At 41.0% G+C, this 18,346-nt stretch carries 19 protein-coding genes and 1 riboswitch; of the genes, 17 read left to right on the top strand and 2 right to left on the bottom strand.

The window, feature by feature from the left end; translation table 11 throughout:
- Positions 1-87 precede the first annotated feature (87 nt).
- From ACWXWT_RS09285 to ACWXWT_RS09310, 6 genes are all read left to right on the top strand, one after another.
- Entirely contained in the window at positions 88-957 is an 870-nt protein-coding gene (locus tag ACWXWT_RS09285; protein WP_456041301.1) for an AraC family transcriptional regulator, read from the top strand.
- A gap of 66 nt (positions 958-1,023) precedes the next feature.
- Positions 1,024-1,344: a N(4)-acetylcytidine aminohydrolase gene (yqfB, locus tag ACWXWT_RS09290; RefSeq protein WP_456041302.1), complete on the top strand. Its 321-nt coding sequence runs from the start codon at positions 1,024-1,026 to the stop codon at positions 1,342-1,344.
- Between the two features lie 307 nt (positions 1,345-1,651).
- Positions 1,652-2,989 (top strand): coproporphyrinogen III oxidase family protein, encoded by a 1,338-nt coding sequence (locus tag ACWXWT_RS09295; RefSeq protein WP_456041303.1) that lies wholly within the window; start codon positions 1,652-1,654, stop codon positions 2,987-2,989.
- Between the two features lie 211 nt (positions 2,990-3,200).
- On the top strand, positions 3,201-4,058 hold the full coding sequence (locus ACWXWT_RS09300; protein ID WP_456041304.1) for a PfkB family carbohydrate kinase: 858 nt from the start codon (positions 3,201-3,203) through the stop codon (positions 4,056-4,058).
- A 254-nt stretch (positions 4,059-4,312) separates the two neighbouring features.
- Entirely contained in the window at positions 4,313-5,005 is a 693-nt protein-coding gene (locus ACWXWT_RS09305) for an MOSC domain-containing protein (protein WP_456041305.1), read from the top strand.
- A 42-nt stretch (positions 5,006-5,047) separates the two neighbouring features.
- On the top strand, positions 5,048-5,407 hold the full coding sequence (locus ACWXWT_RS09310) for a DUF4870 domain-containing protein (protein WP_456041306.1): 360 nt from the start codon (positions 5,048-5,050) through the stop codon (positions 5,405-5,407).
- Positions 5,408-5,636: 229 nt separating this feature from the next.
- Here the strand turns inward: ACWXWT_RS09310 and ACWXWT_RS09315 are convergent, their stop codons facing one another.
- Both ACWXWT_RS09315 and ACWXWT_RS09320 read right to left on the bottom strand, forming a co-directional pair.
- Complete coding sequence (locus ACWXWT_RS09315; protein ID WP_456041307.1) at positions 5,637-7,556, bottom strand: methyl-accepting chemotaxis protein; 1,920 nt, start codon at positions 7,554-7,556, stop codon at positions 5,637-5,639.
- 223 nt (positions 7,557-7,779) lie between these two features.
- Positions 7,780-9,429 carry an electron transfer flavoprotein-ubiquinone oxidoreductase gene (locus ACWXWT_RS09320; protein WP_456041308.1) on the bottom strand — a complete coding sequence of 550 codons (1,650 nt, stop codon included), beginning with the start codon at positions 9,427-9,429 and terminating at the stop codon, positions 7,780-7,782.
- A gap of 232 nt (positions 9,430-9,661) precedes the next feature.
- Positions 9,662-9,794: riboswitch (molybdenum cofactor riboswitch) on the top strand.
- On the opposite strand from ACWXWT_RS09320, the gene moaA reads away from it, so the two are divergent.
- The 11 genes from moaA to ACWXWT_RS09375 all read left to right on the top strand — a co-directional run bounded on the left by moaA (position 9,782) and on the right by ACWXWT_RS09375 (position 18,133).
- Complete coding sequence (moaA, locus tag ACWXWT_RS09325) at positions 9,782-10,762, top strand: GTP 3',8-cyclase MoaA (RefSeq protein WP_456041309.1); 981 nt, start codon at positions 9,782-9,784, stop codon at positions 10,760-10,762. It overlaps the preceding riboswitch by 13 nt.
- 91 nt (positions 10,763-10,853) lie before the next feature.
- The gene (moaC, locus tag ACWXWT_RS09330) at positions 10,854-11,330 is read left to right on the top strand and encodes a cyclic pyranopterin monophosphate synthase MoaC (protein WP_456041310.1); all 477 of its coding nucleotides are present in this window, start codon (positions 10,854-10,856) and stop codon (positions 11,328-11,330) included.
- Positions 11,331-11,394: 64 nt separating this feature from the next.
- Positions 11,395-11,643, top strand: a complete 249-nt coding sequence (gene moaD, locus ACWXWT_RS09335; protein WP_456041311.1) for a molybdopterin synthase sulfur carrier subunit — start codon at positions 11,395-11,397, stop codon at positions 11,641-11,643.
- Between the two features lies 1 nt (position 11,644).
- Positions 11,645-12,100: a molybdopterin synthase catalytic subunit MoaE gene (gene moaE, locus ACWXWT_RS09340; RefSeq protein ID WP_456041312.1), complete on the top strand. Its 456-nt coding sequence runs from the start codon at positions 11,645-11,647 to the stop codon at positions 12,098-12,100.
- 75 nt (positions 12,101-12,175) lie between these two features.
- A complete protein-coding gene (gene modA, locus ACWXWT_RS09345) occupies positions 12,176-13,003 on the top strand; it encodes a molybdate ABC transporter substrate-binding protein (RefSeq protein ID WP_456041319.1) in 828 nt (275 codons plus the stop codon).
- Positions 13,003-13,683 (top strand): molybdate ABC transporter permease subunit, encoded by a 681-nt coding sequence (gene modB, locus ACWXWT_RS09350; RefSeq protein WP_456041313.1) that lies wholly within the window; start codon positions 13,003-13,005, stop codon positions 13,681-13,683. The genes modA and modB overlap by 1 nt, the downstream gene beginning before the upstream one ends.
- Positions 13,664-14,770 carry an ABC transporter ATP-binding protein gene (locus ACWXWT_RS09355; RefSeq protein WP_456041314.1) on the top strand — a complete coding sequence of 369 codons (1,107 nt, stop codon included), beginning with the start codon at positions 13,664-13,666 and terminating at the stop codon, positions 14,768-14,770. Before modB ends, ACWXWT_RS09355 begins: the two co-directional genes overlap by 20 nt.
- 170 nt (positions 14,771-14,940) lie before the next feature.
- Entirely contained in the window at positions 14,941-15,417 is a 477-nt protein-coding gene (locus ACWXWT_RS09360; RefSeq protein WP_456041315.1) for a hypothetical protein, read from the top strand.
- A gap of 13 nt (positions 15,418-15,430) precedes the next feature.
- The gene (locus ACWXWT_RS09365; RefSeq protein ID WP_456041320.1) at positions 15,431-16,108 is read left to right on the top strand and encodes a response regulator transcription factor; all 678 of its coding nucleotides are present in this window, start codon (positions 15,431-15,433) and stop codon (positions 16,106-16,108) included.
- Between the two features lie 67 nt (positions 16,109-16,175).
- Positions 16,176-17,417 carry a sensor histidine kinase gene (locus tag ACWXWT_RS09370; RefSeq protein ID WP_456041316.1) on the top strand — a complete coding sequence of 414 codons (1,242 nt, stop codon included), beginning with the start codon at positions 16,176-16,178 and terminating at the stop codon, positions 17,415-17,417.
- Between the two features lie 38 nt (positions 17,418-17,455).
- Positions 17,456-18,133, top strand: a complete 678-nt coding sequence (locus ACWXWT_RS09375) for a TIGR01621 family pseudouridine synthase (protein WP_456041317.1) — start codon at positions 17,456-17,458, stop codon at positions 18,131-18,133.
- Positions 18,134-18,346 lie beyond the last annotated feature (213 nt).

The raw sequence follows: 18,346 nt of genomic DNA on the forward strand, positions 1-18,346 counted from the left end.
GTTTAAGGATGATGTTTTTTTATTAAATTTAATACCTTTTAGTGCTTTTTTGGTATTATTAGCGTCATATTTTTTGAGGTGAAAGTGATGAGTGAAATCGCAACATTAATGGCACAGCTTGCCCCAAAAGAAGGGGTTAATAAAACGCATTTATCCGGTGTTCATGTGTTTCGTAGTTCGCAATATGGCGCGCGCGGACCGATGTGCTATTCACAAGGTGTACTTATTGTCGGACAAGGTAAAAAGCGGGTTTATGTTGATAACCAAACCTTCGACTACGACCGCCAGCGCTCATTAGTGATGACAGTCCCCTTGCCAGTAGAATGTGAAACCTTTGCCAGTATTGAAGAGCCTGTGTTGGTGCTGATGGTAGATATAGATTTAGTGCAACTAAATTACATTATTCGTTTAATGGATGAGCATCATCAAATTCCCAAAAATTTAAACGAATCTCGTCAGACTGGTTTTTTTGTTTCTGATAATACTGAAGATATGGATTGCAGCGTTATTCGATTATTACAAGCCTTACAGTCGCCGTTAGAAGCCAAAGTAATGGGCGAAGCATTAGTGCTTGAGTTGTTATATCGCCTATTGGATTCACCAAATGCTGCTCCGCTTTATGCGTTGTCGTTGAGTCATACTCGTTTATCGAGGGTTGAAAAGGCCCTTAGCTATATTCATAAACATTATGGTGAGTCGGTTGAAGTAGACACGTTAGCAAGCTTAGTTAACATGAGTCCGTCGGCATTTCATCGTTGTTTTAAAGAAGTGACCGCATCATCACCCATTCAATATTTAAAAAAGATTCGCCTCAATAAAGCCAAAGCGTTATTGCAACTGCAAAATCTAAAAGTTAAAGAAGTATCAACCCAAGTGGGTTATGAGAGTACGGCTCAATTTAGTCGTGAATTTAAGCGCTACTTTGATCAAAGCCCTGGCGAGTGCGCTAGGTTATAATTCAAATTTGAATTTAACGAATGTGCTCTTAGTGGGTACGTAATGTTTTTATTAAGGTTACCATTGATGACTGCCCCTACGGAAATGACCTTTTTTGAGTTTTTAACGCCGTTAGTTGCATCAGGGCTGAAGACAATTACCATTCGTGATGCCAGCGAAAATCATTACCAGCCCGGCAGCCAGGTTGAAGTGTTTACGCTCGAAAACCATATTAAGGTATGCGATATCATTATTTTGGCGGTTGAGCCATTAGCATTTAAGGATATTAATGAGTTTCATGCCACCCAAGAAAGCTTGCCATTAGTTGAGCTAAAGCAGCTTATTCAAGCTGTGTATCCTAATCAGCAAACCTTGTTTATGATTTCATTTAAATTGGTTGATGCTTAATATCTATTCATTCCGGTTTACCTGCATTGATTTAATGCGCATCAGGCTTTGGTTGTTGATGCTAATTAATTTACTTTATTTACAAGCCATTAAACTCTTTTGTTTGAGACTTAACAGCAGTGTCTAAAACATGATCTGCTTAACAAATGGGTCGCGTTATCCATGCTAGTTTGCATATCTATTAGCTAGTTCACGTTTTAGCTATATCTAAAGTGATATTTTGGCTATCTGCTTATTGTGTGCGTTTGCGTCTAGCGCTTTATATCAATGGTTTTGCTCTCAGGGCTTCATTCAGTTAGGATTTTTTATGTCTTCAATTATTCAATCAGCCAGCCAAGAGTTGATTAAACCTTATCAGTCTAATATTACCGTACCCAATTGGATGATCAGTTCGATGGAGCGGGTTATGCAGTTTTATGTGGATAAAAATCTACGTCTTGACACTATTTCGACTGATCGCATGCCTAAGCCTGTTGAAGGTAAAAAATACATGTTGTATGCGCATATTCCGTTTTGCCATACTTTGTGTTCATTTTGCACATTTCACCGTTTTTTATTCCGCGAAGACAAAGCGCGGGAGTACTTTGCTGCACTGCGCAAAGAAATGCAAATGGCCAAAGATTTAGGTTATGAGTTTGAGTCAATGTACATTGGCGGCGGCACGACCACGGTGTTGGAAGATGAGTTAGCTCGCACCATAGAACATGCAAAAAACTTGTTTCCTGGCATTAAAGAGGTGTCTTGTGAGTCTGACCCGCAACATTTAGCCAACCCTGAGTTTAAGCAACTAAAAGGGCTAGTCGACAGAATGTCGATTGGGGTACAAAGCTTTGACGATGGCATTTTGAAGATGACCGATCGCTTAGACAAATTTGGCTCTGGTCAACAAACCTTTGACCGTATAATGGCGGCTAAAGAGCTGTTTCCTATTATCAATGTGGATTTGATTTTTGGTTTTCGTGGTCAAACTGATGAGATTATTCAGTCTGATCTTGAAATGGCCTCTAAGCTCGATCCACGTCAAATTACCACTTATCCACTGATGGTTACCCACCAAACCCGTAAGAGTGTTAAAAATAATTTAGCAGCACCTCATGGCGAAATGGTTAATCAGTACCGTCAAATTTTAAATCGTTTAACAGGGCAATATACACAACTATCAGCTTGGGCATTTGGTAAAACGAATGATGAAGGATTTGACGAGTATGTAATTGATTATGATGAATATCTTGGTGTGGGTTCGGGGTCATTTAGTTTTTTAAATGATACGTTATATGTGAACACCTTCTCTCTGAAAAAATATCAACAACGCATTGCTGAAGGGCGCATGGCAGTTGAACAACAGAAAAAGTATCAATTAAAAGAGGTGATGCAATATCGTTTCTTATTGGGGATGTTTTCAGGGCGCTTATCGCGTCAATATTTCCGTGATACTTTTAACGTTAATTTAGACACCGCTCTGTTTAAAGAAATGGCCTCAATGAAAGCCATGGGCGCCCTTAAAAATGATCCTGTAAACCCTGATGAATTGATTGTGACCGATAATGGAAAAATGTTAGGACTTTTGATGATGAAGGAGTTTTATTCTGGCATGGACAATGTGCGCGCCCAATTGCGTCAACCACTGACCGATACAGATATGTAATCTTGTCTTGTGATGAGCAATTTAAGGCCGTGATTATCACGGCCTTTTTATTATGCTTGATACCGCGAGTGTTCCTTTCATTTACAAGAGGATTATTACACCATTGACGTGTCTTGAGTTGAACGCTTTAAATCGTTCTAAACGGTACAGATAATTAACGTGATTGGTATTATACTCAAGGTTCTTTTTAGCTATTTTTTGGGTGAGTTGCATGGCCAATATTCTTTTGCTTGCCAACATTAATTGTGACCGTATTTTACGTCTCGATAAACCACTGCAAACCGGTGGTCGATTTCATTATCAAGACGGTGGGCTGCGTTTAGGCGGCGGTGGAGCCAATACTGGTTTGGGTTTAGTGTGGGCTAATCACAATGTGTCTTTGGTGAGCGAAGTAGGTAGTGATGAGATTGGTGATTGGATTTTAGCTAAGGCGAGTACTTTGGGGCTTGATTGTCGCTTGGTGCATCGTTTTGAGGGTAATACTTGCGAAATGTTATTGGTAATGACACCCGATGGTGAGCGTACCATTATTAGACCACAACGGCCTATTTTTGAGCTTCCTGCGCCACCCGATTGGCAACATTGGGATGCTTTTTATATTAACTCATCAGCAAAAGGTGCGGGTGTTTGGGCGGCAAATGCTATTGCATCTAACCCTCAATGCAAAGTGATATCGCAATTAGCTAAAGATGAGCGCCATCGCCCTTGCCATGTGTTGATAGCTTCAATTACAGATATGCAAGGTCGTTGTAATAGCACACCATGGTTGTTTGCTAAATCCATTGCTGGTGAATCATTAATATATTTTATTGTTACCGATGGTGAACAAGGCGCGACTGTTTACAGCTCTGATGGCGAACAACATGTGCCTGCTGTGATTGCTGAGGTGGTCGATACGACGGGGGCGGGTGATGCTTATGCCGCAGGAGTGATCCATGGGATATGCCAACAGATGTCGATTATTGATGCTATGCATGAAGGTGCGCTGTGGGCGTCATTTGCTGTCGCGACACAAAGCTCAATTCCAGGCGAATCGTTGAAACGCTATTTAGTCAATGTCGATGATTAATATTATGTTTGTTGGGTGCATGTTCGGGTAAAGCTAATAATATTGGTTTGTCATTTTAGTGTCATTGTTGGCCTTTATGATGAGTTTGTCTAAATAGACTTTGCTTGTCTCATGGCTGAGATCGTTCTTAGCTATTATTTTTACAGTATTATCTTCCATTCTTTTATAGCCTTACTCTTCGAGTAAGGCTTTTTTTTAACTGAAAATTGAGTATATTAACTTTATGCATTAACGCTTAAGCAAGGGCTTGCAGGATGAGTAAACGATTGGTTAGTGGTATTTCTGGACTTTATTTAGGTGATCAGGTGCAAATGCATAATGGTGTTGCCAGTTGTATTAACCAAAAGCATGCCGTGAAACAGCTTACAGTGCAATTTGATCACGTGGTGGGTAATAATGAGGCAGACTCTAAGCATCATGGTGGGCTTGATAGAGTGTTGCATCATTTCCCTCGGGAGCATTATGGACAATACCGCCGTTGGGATTTAATGCCAACATTTCGTGATGCGCCTTCAATGGGTGAAAATATTAGTACAGTTGGATTAAATGAAACTCAAATTAACATAGGTGATATTGTGCAAATTGGCGATGTCACCTTGCAAGTGACTCAGCCTCGATCACCTTGTTTTAAGCTAAATTTACAATTTAGTCACCCTAAATTTGCTTTAGCCATGCAAGAAAGTCGAATGTGTGGTTGGTTTTATCGGGTGTTGTCTGAAGGCGATATTCGCCCTCGAGACAGTATTGTCTTACTCGAGAGAAAAACCGATATCAGCGTAGCGAAAGCCATGCAGATTTATTTCTTAGCTGAGTTTGATGCGGAGCAATATCAGACATTGCTTGCATGTGAAGGCTTAGCACAAAGTTGGGTTAATTCATTGCAACGTCGACTCGAACTGCAAAGTATAGAAAATTGGACAATGCGCTTATATGGCAGTGCCAGTTAATTAAGCTCAATACGATAAAAGCAACACTATAAGGACTATCAAATGAGCACACCCGTCGTCGAAGTGAACAAACAAGCCAAAGATATGGGGCTATTAATCCACGCCGCTAGTTTTGCTGGTTATGTTTTTCCACTCGGCAGCATACTCGGACCATTAATTATTTGGTTAATGAAACGAGATGAGTTTGAATTTGCAAACCAGTGCGGTAAAAATTGTCTAAATTTCAAATTGAGTATATGCATTTATGCCACGGTGTCGGCCATATTGATTTTGGTTGGTGTGGGTGTATTACTGCTGGCGGCTCTGGCATTGTTTGATGTTATTTGCACGATTATAGCAATTGTTAAAGCCAGTGATGGCATTGCTTACCAATATCCACTCACTATTAAATTTCTTAAGTAACCTGAAGAAGGGATAACAAACGTCTTTAAAATAGCCCTTTACTTTGCTTGTTTCATCAATTTTTTTGTGAGTAAAACACATAACAATTAGTAACTGAGTGTTGATGATGATCTTTTGATCTCTTATTCCATATTCCGTGGATTGTAAGACCCAAAGCGCGTTGCAATAGCGAATGATATCCATAAAAAACGCCACTTTAATAAGTGGCGTTTTAGTTTGTATAATAGCGTTACACTTTAAAGCGAGCTACGAGAGAATCAAGTCGGCTTGCAAGTTGGTTTAGTGATTTACTTGCATTTGCAGCTGCATGGGCTGTATTGGTTGTACGCTGAGTAATATCGTTGATTTCCGTTACATTACGATTAATGTCTTCTACTACAGTAGATTGCTCTTCTGTTGCGGCTGCCACTTGAATGTTCATGTCGCTAATTAGTGCAATGCGTTCGCTGATGCCACTCAATGATTGGCTTGCTTCATCCACAGCGGCCACCCCTTCACGAGAACGACTACGAGATTGTTCCATTGCACTTACTGCTCGGCCAGTTTCGGATTGTAATTTATCAATCATATTTTGTACTTCGTTGGTTGATGCTGCTGTTCGTGACGCGAGGTTACGCACTTCATCTGCAACGACAGCAAAACCTCGGCCAGCCTCACCCGCGCGAGCGGCTTCAATCGCGGCATTTAGTGCCAATAAGTTAGTTTGTTCTGAAATTGCGCGAATAACATCTAAAATACTGCCAATCGATTTGGTGTGTGTGGCCAAAGACTCAATCACGTCTCCAACTTGTTCTACATCTTTAGAAAGTTGATTAATTGTTGAACGTGCACGAGTGACGACTTTTTGGCCATCAACAGATTCGGTATCTGCATCGCGTGCAGTGACAGCTGCTTGTGCTGCGCTGGTGGCAATTTCGTTGACGGTAGCCCCCATTTCATTAATTGCAGTGACAACCATGATGGTCCGATCTTTTTGTAATTGGCTATCATCCAGCGTTTGATGGGATTGGTTTGATACATCAAGCGCCGATAAACCTAATTGCTCACTCGTTTTGGCAACTTCGGCTACGGTATCTTGGATTTTGCTGATGAAACTATTAAACCCACGAGCGAGTTGTGCTATTTCATCATTTCCATTAACGGGTAGTCTTTGGCGTAAATCGCCTTCACCTTCACCAATGTTGCGAAACAGTTCTGCAACTTGTGCAATAGGACGACTAACCGAACCAGCAACAAAGATTGAAATGGCGATAAATACTGCTGCGATGATAATTGTCCACAATAAAATCTGATAAGCAGACTCTTGTAATAGCGCAAAGACCTCTGCTTCAGGTACTTGAGCAACCAAATACCAATCCATTGATTTAATATAACTACTGGCAATTAACATCGATTGACCATCGACATCAGCTTTGACTAGATTAAAGTCATTTTTATTCAATAGTGGGCCTGTGTTGGCATTTGGGTAAAGAGTGCTAAGTGTTGTTTTACCTATTTTATTAGTGTCTTGATGCAGTTTTACGTCACCATGAGTATCAACTAAATATACAAACCCAGTGTCTTCTATTTTAAATGAAGCCAGTAAATTAACCATATCATCTAACGATTTACCTAAACTCACTAAGCCACGGCCATCAGTTTGTTGGTAGGTAATATAGAGTTTGACCTCACCATTTTCTTCGGTAAAGACAGTCAACATTCGCTCTTGTGTACTATCTCTAAAGTCAAAAAACCAAGCATCTTGTTGTTGGTTTAATATTCGTAGAAAACCATTTTGGTTATAGTAAGCGGCAGTTTCTCTATCTGCATAGGATGCTTGAGCCAAGCCGTATTGATCTTTTAGGTCATTCAGTTCTGCTATCACGAGGCTTTCTTGCTCGGCAGGACGATCATTTTGCAACCATTGAAGCAACATTCGACTGTTCGCTAGCTGTTTTGACGCTTGCATTAAGCTGCTAATTTCTAGGTCTACTTCATTACGAATCTGCATTAATAAACTCGGCATTTCCGAGTTAAGCATTCGTTGTTCTACGATTTGTTTCGCACTTCTCTGGCTGAGCAGTCCGACTAATATTGTTGATAAAAGCACGGCTAAAGTTACCGTAAGCAAGATTTTTTGCTTAATGGTAAGGGTATTAAATGTATTCATTTACAACAGCCTCTAGGGAGTATCATTAAAATATACTGAAAACATGACAATCAATTTAAAGTTATTTTGCTCTTAAGTTAATTCAGTAAGCAAAATCGTTTTTGGGTGTAGGTTGTTTTAATTTATGCGATTAATGATAGTCGATAAAACAAAAAAAACGCACCACTATTTAGGGCGCGTTTTTTGACAGTAGCCAATAAAATAACGACAGGCTGTAATAAGATTACATGTTGGGGTAGTTTGGCCCACCACCGCCTTCTGGCGTAACCCAAGTAATATTTTGGCTTGGATCTTTTATGTCACAGGTTTTACAGTGAATGCAATTTTGACCATTAATAACAAACTTTTTGTCACCAGCCTCTTCAACGACTTCGTAAACACCGGCAGGGCAGTAACGTTGAGCCGGTTCATCATATTTAACTAAATTGATTGAAATAGGAATGCTTTGGTCCTTTAAACGTAAATGACATAGCTGGTCTTCTTCGTGAAAAGTATTCGATAAATAAACTGACGATAATTTATCAAAACTTAATTTACCGTCAGGTTTAGGGTAATCAATTTTATTGTAATCACTGGCTAAGCCCATTGTGGCATAGTCTGGTGTTGTATCTCTGAAGGTGACAGGAAACTTACCACCAAACCAATTTTGGTCTATATAGTTAAAAGCCCCACCTAATAATGTTCCAAATTTATGTAATGCAGGGCCAAAATTACGTGATTGGAATAGTTCATCATGTAACCAGCTTTCTTCGAAGCGTTGTTGGAAGCAGTCGAGATCTTTACCGCCGTCGATGCCAGCAATGAGGCCTTCACCTAAGGTTTTTGCTGCAATAATACCACTCTTTATGGCGGTATGAGTGCCCTTGATTTTGGCGAAGTTAAGTGTTCCTGCATTACAACCAATAATTAAGCCGCCAGGGAAACTCATTTTGGGTAAGGAATTGAGTCCACCCTTGGCGATGGCTCGTGCACCGTAGGTTAGGCGTTCACCACCCGTTAATGTTTTAGCGATAACGGGATGCGTTTTATAGCGTTGGAATTCATCAAATGGACTGAGGTGAGGGTTTTTATAATTGAGATCGATAATTAATCCCACGGCGACTTGGTTATCATCCATGTGATATAAAAATCCGCCACCAGATGAACCATTCACTAAAGGCCAGCCACCAGTATGGACCACTTTGCCTTGTTGATGTTGTTCGGCGGGAATTTTCCAAATTTCTTTAAACCCTAAACCATAATGTTGTGGCGTTTTACCATTATCTAAGTGATACTTTTGAATAAGTTGTTTGCCAAGGTGGCCACGGCAGCCTTCTGAAAATACTGTGTATTTAGCATGTAACTCCATACCAGGCATGTAGCTGTCTTTGTGTTGACCATTCTCTCCAACACCCATGTCACCTATTAAAATACCTTTCACACTGTTGTCATCATTAAATAACAACTCACTAGCAGCGAAACCCGGGAAAATCTCTACTCCCATGCTTTCCGCCTTGTTTGCCAACCAGCGTGCTAAGTTACCCACACTGATAATGTAGTTATCATTATTGTGCATAGTCTTCGGGACTAAGCTATTTGGCATTAAACGAGATTTAGTTTCTGAATTAAGCAGATAGATTTCATCATGGGTAACTTTAGTGTTTAGGGGAATGTCCGAGTCACGCCAATCACTAAACAATTCATCCAGTACATCAGGTTCAAATACGGCTCCCGACAATATATGAGCACCAACTTCAGAGCCTTTTTCTACCACACAAACGGTGATCTCTTTATCGGCATCTTTAGATATTTGCATTAAACGACAAGCGGTAGCTAAACCTGCAGGGCCTGCACCGACAATTACTACGTCGAACTCCATTGACTCGCGTTCCATGTTCTCACCTTTCAAAGTTTCCCGTTCATCGCGGGTTTATTGTTTTTATATAACGATAAGTAAACGATCGTTTTATCCTTTTACTTACCTTACCGCAAAATTTACTTTTGTCACAGTAGCAAACGCAATCTTGTCAGCGTGAGTCGAGTCACAAATCGTTAACAGATAATCTTTTTTGTTAAGATATTAACCTAAAGGGGTATTTGTAAAATAGCAAATAGGCCTATAATTAGATCTGACGGTTCTCCGAGCTTTTTGCCCTAAGTCAATGATACGGGCAGTTAGCCGTGGTAATTTTGCCACCGGGGTGAGTAAAGAAATGCACTTACCTCCCACACTTGGAAAGGTTAACATGTCCCAATTACAAGACAGTTTTGGTCGACGTTTTCATTATTTACGCATGTCTGTGACTGATGTGTGTAACTTCAAATGTACTTATTGCTTGCCCGACGGCTATCGCCCAGACGGTAAACCTACGTTTTTAACTCTCAACGAGATTGACAATTTAGTTGCCGGTTTTGGTGAAGTAGGCACGCAAAAAATTCGTATCACTGGTGGCGAACCCACACTTCGTAAAGACTTTACCGACATCGTGCGGATTGTTGCCGATAACCCTAATATTAATACAGTGGCCATGACAACTAATGGTTATCGCTTACAACAGCATGCTAAAGAATGGTATGACGCTGGGCTGCGACGCATTAATGTGTCAGTTGATAGTTTAGATCCTAAAATGTTTTACCAAATTACCGGTGAAAATAAATTCGACCAAGTGATGCGTGGTATTGATGCCGCTCTTGAGGCTGGGTTTGAGCGAGTCAAGATTAATGCCGTGTTGTTAAAAGGTCTTAATGATAAAGATTTACCGCGTTTTTTACATTGGATTAAAAATACACCCATTGATTTACGTTTTATTGAGTTGATGGAAACTGGTTTAGGTCATGATTATTTTAACGCCCATCATCTCGCGGGCGTGGAGATTAAAAAACAACTTGAACGAGAAGGCTGGTTGTATGATCTGCCTGATGTTGATGATGGTCCTGCACAAAACTTCAGTCATTCAGATTACCGAGGTCGTATTGGCTTAATCATGCCTTATGCGAAGAACTTTTGTGCCAGCTGTAACCGTTTACGCGTTTCTGCAAAAGGTAAGTTACATTTATGTTTATTTACTGAAAATGGCGTCGATTTGCGTGATTTATTGCAAGATGCCTCTCAGCGAGATGAATTAATTAGCCGTTTACATGGTCAGTTAGCGCAGAAAAAAGAAACTCATTATTTGCATCAAGGTATCACAGGTGTGACTCAACACCTTGCCTCTATTGGTGGTTAAGCCATTTTAATACTAATCAAACTAATACGACACCCATAATGTCATTGACGCTCAGTCGGTAGACATTGAATTTTATTAAGGCTGTAAAAGTATGAGCAATCGTTTTACCCATATTAACGCCGATGGCAATGCCCATATGGTTGATGTAACTGAAAAAGCCGTCACCGAACGCGAAGCCCGTGCCGAAGCTTTTATTGATATGGCACCCGATACTTTGGCGATGATAATGAATGGCAGCCATCACAAGGGTGATGTGTTTGCCACCGCGAGAATAGCGGGCATTCAAGCCGCGAAGAAAACCTCAGATTTAATTCCTTTATGTCATCCACTAATGCTAACTAAAGTAGAAGTAGATCTAGAGGCTCAACCTGAACATAATCGTGTTCGTATTACCAGTTTGTGTAAGTTGTCGGGTAAAACGGGCGTTGAAATGGAAGCTCTAACGGCGGCCTCTGTGGCGGCATTGACGATTTACGATATGTGCAAAGCGGTACAAAAAGATATGATTATTTCTCAGGTTCGTTTGCTTGAAAAGCGTGGCGGAAAATCGGGTCACTTTCAAGCCTAATTTGGCTTATAAAAGCTAACGTACACCCAATATGTTTGTTAAATAAATGCATTGAGAGACCACTATGATCCAAGTGTTATTTTTTGCTCAAATCCGCGAATTATTAGGCACCGCTAAAATTGAACATACTGCCGATAATATCGATACCGCCGAAGCCTTACGTGCAGCCTTAGCCGCGACAGATGATAAATGGGCTAAAGTATTGGCATCAGATAAACTGCTGGTGGCTATAAATCAAACCATGAGTCAGTGGAATTCTCCTGTAAAAGATGGTGATGAAGTTGCGTTTTTCCCTCCCGTGACAGGAGGTTAGAATGAATAATCAAATCATGGTGCGAGTGCACACCGAAGACTTTAATGTTGCAGATGAATATGCGCTGCTGGCCTGCGATAATCAAGACGGTGCGGTGGTTAATTTTGTCGGTAAAGTGCGTGATTTCAATGATGGCAGCGCAGTGACCGATTTAACCTTAGAGCACTACCCTGGAATGACAGAATCGGTATTAATGCAAATTAGCCAACAAGCTTGTGAACGATGGCCTTTAAATAAAGTGACTATTATTCACCGCGTTGGTACATTGGCGCTTGGCGAACAAATTGTCTTTATTGGGGTGACGAGTGCGCATCGTAAAGCTGCTTTTGCTGCCTGTGAATTTTTAATTGATTATTTAAAAACGAAAGCGCCTTTTTGGAAGCTTGAAGTGGGTGATACTGGCTCTAAATGGGTTGAAGCACGCGACAGCGATCAGCAAGCAGCAAAAATGTGGTAAAAGTCATTTTACTTACATTGCCTAGCTAGATATACCGAGGATAAACTCTTAATGTCTTTCATAAACATCACTATTATCCAAATACTTTTTTCCTGTTATCACCCACTTCGTAGAAGTGGCATTGTGTCATTGTTAGCTATTATTGGCCTGTTAGGGGTCAGTTCAGCCAGTGTCGCGAGTGATACACCAGCCATTGCTGCTGCTGCCAACATAAAGTTTGCCGTAGATGAGATAGCGATACGTTTTCAACAACAAACCGGTTTGGCTTTGCGGATAAGTTATGGTTCATCGGGTAATTTTGTTACTCAAATTAAACATGGTGCACCGTTTGAGATGATGCTCAGTGCTGACGAGGCTTATATTGATAATTTATATCAAGCTGGCTTTACTCAAAATGAGGGCATCATTTATGCCGTCGGTCGCCTTGCTCTTGCCGCACCTAAGGCATCGCCGCTGATTTTGGACCCAGAATTAGTAGGGGTCGGGCAATTGCTGAATGATGCTAAACTGTCGCGTTTTGCGATTGCTAATCCAGATCATGCTCCTTATGGTGAGCGAGCTCGTGAAGTGTTAAAAGCAAAAGGTTTATGGGATGCGATACAACCGACTTTAATCCTAGGTGAGAATGCCTCACAAGCTGCTCAGTTCACTATTAGTGGATCGACTCAAGGTGGTATCGTCCCGTTATCCTTGGTGTTGAACCCTGAGTTTTTAAAGCGTGGTGATTATGTGGTAATTCCTGATTCATTATATCAACCTCTCAATCAACGGATGGCATTAATGCCCCATGCTTCCGAAACCGCAGAACGCTTTTATCAATATATGCAATCACCCGATGCGCAGAAAATATTGATTCAATTTGGGTTTAATTTACCCAAGGCCATACAGAAGAAGACTGACTAATGGATTGGCAAGCTCTGTGGTTATCGGCCAAGCTGAGTTGTTTTACGGTATTGCTATTAATTCCGTTGGCGGTGCTGGTTGGCCGAGAATTAGCTTTTCGTCAGTTTAACGGTAAATCATGGCTTGAGGCTTTAATTATGGTGCCGTTGGTGTTGCCGCCAACGGTGATTGGTTATTATCTGCTGGTGGGATTAGGGAATCAGAGTTTTATTGGTCAATGGGTTGAAAAATTAACCGGACAACAACTGGTATTTCATTTTTCTGGCTTGGTTATCGCTTCTATCATCGTTAATATTCCTTTTGCCGTTCAACCTATTCAGCGTGCGTTTGAAACAATCCCAATAGATATTCGTGACGCTGCAGCATGTTGCGGTATGAGCCGATTGCGTATCTTTTTTAGAATAGAATTACCGATGATATGGCCTGGTATATTAACTGCCGTTGTATTGTGTTTTTCTCATGTGCTAGGGGAGTTTGGCGTAGTGCTAATGCTGGGTGGTAATATTGCTGGTGAAACCAAAACCATTTCGATAGCAATTTATGATAGTGTGCAGGCATTCGATTTTGATTCCGCAGGAATGATGTCTTTGGTGTTGCTATTGTTTGCGGTGAGTGCGTTAGCATTGACTACCAGTATGTCGAAGCGTTTAGGAGGGCATCATGGTGCCTCACAGCGCTGATATTATATGTGATATTTCACAATTATCCCCAATTCCACTTAAAGCGCATTTTAGTTGCCGGGCAGGGGAAGTTTTAGCGGTAGTCGGCCCTTCTGGTGGCGGTAAAACAACCTTACTGAGAATGATTGCCGGGTTGACCATACCACAGCAGGGCCATATTCATTGTGGTGATATATTATGGTTTGATGCAAATAAGTCCATTTCGTTAACACCCCAACAACGACATATCGGTTATATGCCACAACATTTTGGCTTATTCCCGCACTTATCTGCACTCGACAATGTCATTTCTGGACTTGACCATGTACCAAAAGCATTACGTAAACAGCGTGCTTTAGACTGGTTAGAACGTGTTAATTTGCATGGTTTACCTGATCGTTTACCAGCACAATTATCTGGCGGACAACGTCAACGGGTTGCGCTTGCGCGCGCGCTAGCGCGAGAACCTGCGATTTTGTTACTTGATGAGCCCTTTTCTGCGGTGGATCGAGAAACCCGTGAACGCTTATATATAGAGTTAGCTCGCTTAAAACAACAATTGTCTATTCCAGTGGTCATGGTGACGCATGATATTAATGAAGCTCTTTTATTGGCTGATCAAATGATATTGATTAGTCAGGGGAAAATGCTCCAACAAGGTAGACCGTTTGAGGTATTATCTCACCCTAATGATGAATCTGTTGCAAGGCAAATGGGGTTAAGGAATATTTTTGACGGCCAAGTAGTAGCGCAAGATGTTGACCGTAATATGACCACGTTTACACTTGGTGATGAACTCATTGTCAGCGACAGCGCACCGACATTAACTGTTGGTCAATCAATCCGCTGGGTTATTCCAAATCAAGGTATTCGTTTTAATGCTATTAGTAGTGGCCGGCTGTGTAAAAGCGTCAATAAATTAGAAGTGTTAATTCAATCAGTATTGGTTATGGGTGAGTCATCACGGGTCATCGCATCAGTGGTCGGTATTGGTTCTATCATTAATGCCGATGTACCTACTCATTTGGTGCATAAATTGGCATTAGCTGAAGGTGTTCAAACAACGATTGCTCTCAAGTCAGATCAGATCCATATTCTGAGTCAATAACAACAATTAATCATGTTGCTAAATGGTCTTTATGATCAATTATTAATCTTAGATTTCTTGGGACTTTGGCCGCTCTTAGGTAGAGTAGTGGTGTAATAGTGTTTTCAATTATATAGAGGCTTGTGATGGTTCGGTTGCTGCTAGCAATATGCTTTCTTCCTTGTGCCGTGATGGCCACACCATCTATGCACTCGTTATTGAACAAGGGTGAATTTTTAAAGCCAATAACGGTCATGAAGCAATTAGAACAACAAGATGAAGGCACAATTTGTGACTTTGATGTTGATGTTGAAGAAGGCTTGCTGGTGTATAAAATTTCTATGGTTAACGTAGAAACTCACCAGATCAGTAAATACGAGTATCGTGCAGTCGACGGAATATTACTGGCTGAAAAATCGTCTGCTTATGCCACCGATGATATTGGTCAAGTCAATGCAGCAAAAATGCTCCAGGCTAAGCATATGAAGTTTTCTGAGTTAGTGACTCTTGCGATTGAAAATCAACAAGGATATTTAACACAAGCGGAATTAGATCACGACTTATCAATTAGTTATCTCGAACTAAAATTACTCAATCAAGATAGTAGAAATACCATCGCTTTCGATATTGAAACTCTACGTCCACTACCTCTGCTCAAATGGGATTAATGACTCTATGACTATGCGTATTTTATTGGTTGAAGATGATGCTACTACGTTAAAGTATGTAGCTGATGGATTTACTGCTCAGAATTATCAGGTTGATAGCGCCACAGATGGTCAAGAAGGGCTTACGCTAGCAAAACATAACCAATATGATTTACTGATCCTCGACCGCATGCTGCCCAAGCTTGATGGCTTAACATTATTATCTGCTTTACGTACCAGTGGTAATAAAACCCCTGTACTCATTTTGTCGGCACTAAGTCATGTGGATGAGCGCGTAAAAGGCTTGCGTGCTGGCGGTGATGATTACATGACTAAGCCTTTTGCCTTTGCCGAACTATTAGTCCGTGCAGAGAAACTGGCTCAGCGTAACATCGTCGAACCCGCAGCAACAGACATCGAAGTGGGTAGTTTAAAGATGGAATTGTTAACCCGTAAAGTGACACTCGATGATAGCGAGTTAATGCTGCAACCAAAAGAGTTCCAGTTACTTAAGTATTTAATGGAACATCCTAACCAAGTTATTAGCCGCACACTATTATTTGAAGCTGTGTGGGACTACCATTTTGACCCTCGCACCAATGTGATTGACGTACACATTGCCAAATTACGTCGCAAGTTTGAAGAACTTGGACACGGTGAATTAATTGAAACGGTAAGAGGGGCTGGTTATCGCCTTTGCAAAAGGCATTAAGCCTTACCAAAGTAGTGCGTGGCGGATCACGCTGATATTTTCAACCTTAGTAACAATACTCATTGTTATGTTGGTGCTCAGCCTTTATCGACAGTTGGTAATTGAGCAACAAAATCAGGTAGATAAACACCTTGCAGCAGAAATGCAGCGCTATCAACAATTAGCGTTAACGGTTAATCGTCGTAGTTTTGCTGCACAAATTCGTGCTGCTGATCCTAAAACTGCCCTGATTGCTTGGCGCAATAGTGTTGATATGGTGGGGGCGCTGACTTTTTTACCTGAAAATATGCCACAGCTCCCCGAAACGAAAGACTTTCCTATTTTTACTGGTGGCCCAGACAAGCTGCACATTCTTACCGGTGGGTTAGTTATTACTCGTTATGGCCCCGTGCTTATTGCAACACGAACCGATCATTTAGCAACATTAATAGAGAAGTTTATTAACGCTGCATTTTGGGCCGTCGCATTTACTTTGGGTTTAACATTGGCTTTGGGTTACATTTTCTCCAAAGCCATCCTTAGACGACTGGTCGAATATAATCGTTTAAGTGAACAAATTGAATCGGGACATTACGAAACACGCCTGCCAGTCAGCGAAAGCCAAGATGAATTTGATATGCTTGCGCGGCAATTTAACTTGGTACTTGACACCCTAGAGCAAAATTTACGTGCTGTGCGTGGTGTGACAGATAATATTGCCCATGATTTACGTACACCGTTATCGCATTTACGCATAGGTATTGAACAACTATCGCAAAAGCCTGCGTCTGAGCTAGCTGACGCTACGGCTGAGTTGTTGGAAGAGTTAGACCATTGTTTAGGCACATTTGATGCAATGTTATCGTTAACGCGCATCGAAGAAGGTCAGCAAATGCTCGACTTGCAGCCAGTGAGTTTGCAGCAAATTTGTCAGGATTTATTTGAAATGGCTGACGTTATTGCAGAAAGTCATGATCAAAAATTGAGTATTAGTTTACAAGACGACGTGTATATTAATGGCGATAAGTATTTATTATTTCAAGCGTTGTTCAATTTAGTGGATAACGCGATAAAATATTCACCTGACGGTGCCACAATCGCTATTAAGCAGCATGGTAAACATATTCAAATTAGTGATAATGGACCGGGAATTATTGATGAAGATAAAGAGCGAGTATTCGATCGTCTTGTCCGTTTAGACCCTAGTCGTCATTACAAAGGAACGGGTTTAGGCTTATCTATGGTAAAAGCAATTCTTTCGCGTCATAAGGCGACTATTTCATTACACGATAATCACCCTGGTTTATTGGTGAGTATTCATTTTAAATAATCTCCCTAAGCTCCTCTTTAATTATTGTTGAGTAAGCTATGTACCAAGTGATCAGTGATCAAGTCGATTTTATTGTTATCAGCAAGTTTGCTAATGTGCATTTCCATAGTCAAGATGGAAGTGCTGGTGTTATTGCACAAGCCGAAGCCGATTTAGGCTATAAACTTTACCCCGTTCATCGCCTCGATACACCCACATCGGGTTTGCTTATTGTGGCTAAATCTCCTCAAGCGGCTAATGTATTCACCCAAATGTTCACTGAGCATAAAGTCCAAAAATATTATTTAGCGATAGCTACAGGTAAGCCTAAAAAGAAGCAAGGTTGGATTGTTGGCGATATGGCTAAGTCGCGACGCAGTATGTTTAAACTGTTACGAACCACTGAAAACCCTGCGGTAACACAGTTTTTTAGCCAACATATTGTTCAAGGTAAGCGGCTGTATTTACTGAAACCATTGAGTGGTAAAACCCACCAACTTAGAGTGGCTTTAGCGAGTATCGGTGTTCCCATTGCAGGCGACCAACTTTACGGCGGAGAACTTAGTGATAGATGTTATTTACATGCTTATAGTTTGCATTTCAATTATTTGGGTCAAGAGTATGCCTTTCAACAACAGCCTCTATTGGGCGAGTTTTTTACATTAACCGAGTGCCAACAACTGATGGGTAATCAATGGCAATTACCTGAAAATTTACCTTGGCCCTCTAAACGTTAGTTATACCAATCTCATTAAATATGTGATCTTTCAGCGGGAGTTCAAAGTGCTGTAGGCAAGGCAGATGATTGAAGCGAATAGTGATTCTCGGTAACAAGCTCCTGCGTTACTCTACCTCCAGCATCTGACCGCCATGGATGGTGGGAATGTGTTATTTTTTATGGAAAAAATAGACCATGCAGTCGTATTTTGAAAGCATCTAACGAAGCATAA

It is taken from the genome of Shewanella sp. A22 (assembly GCF_053850585.1).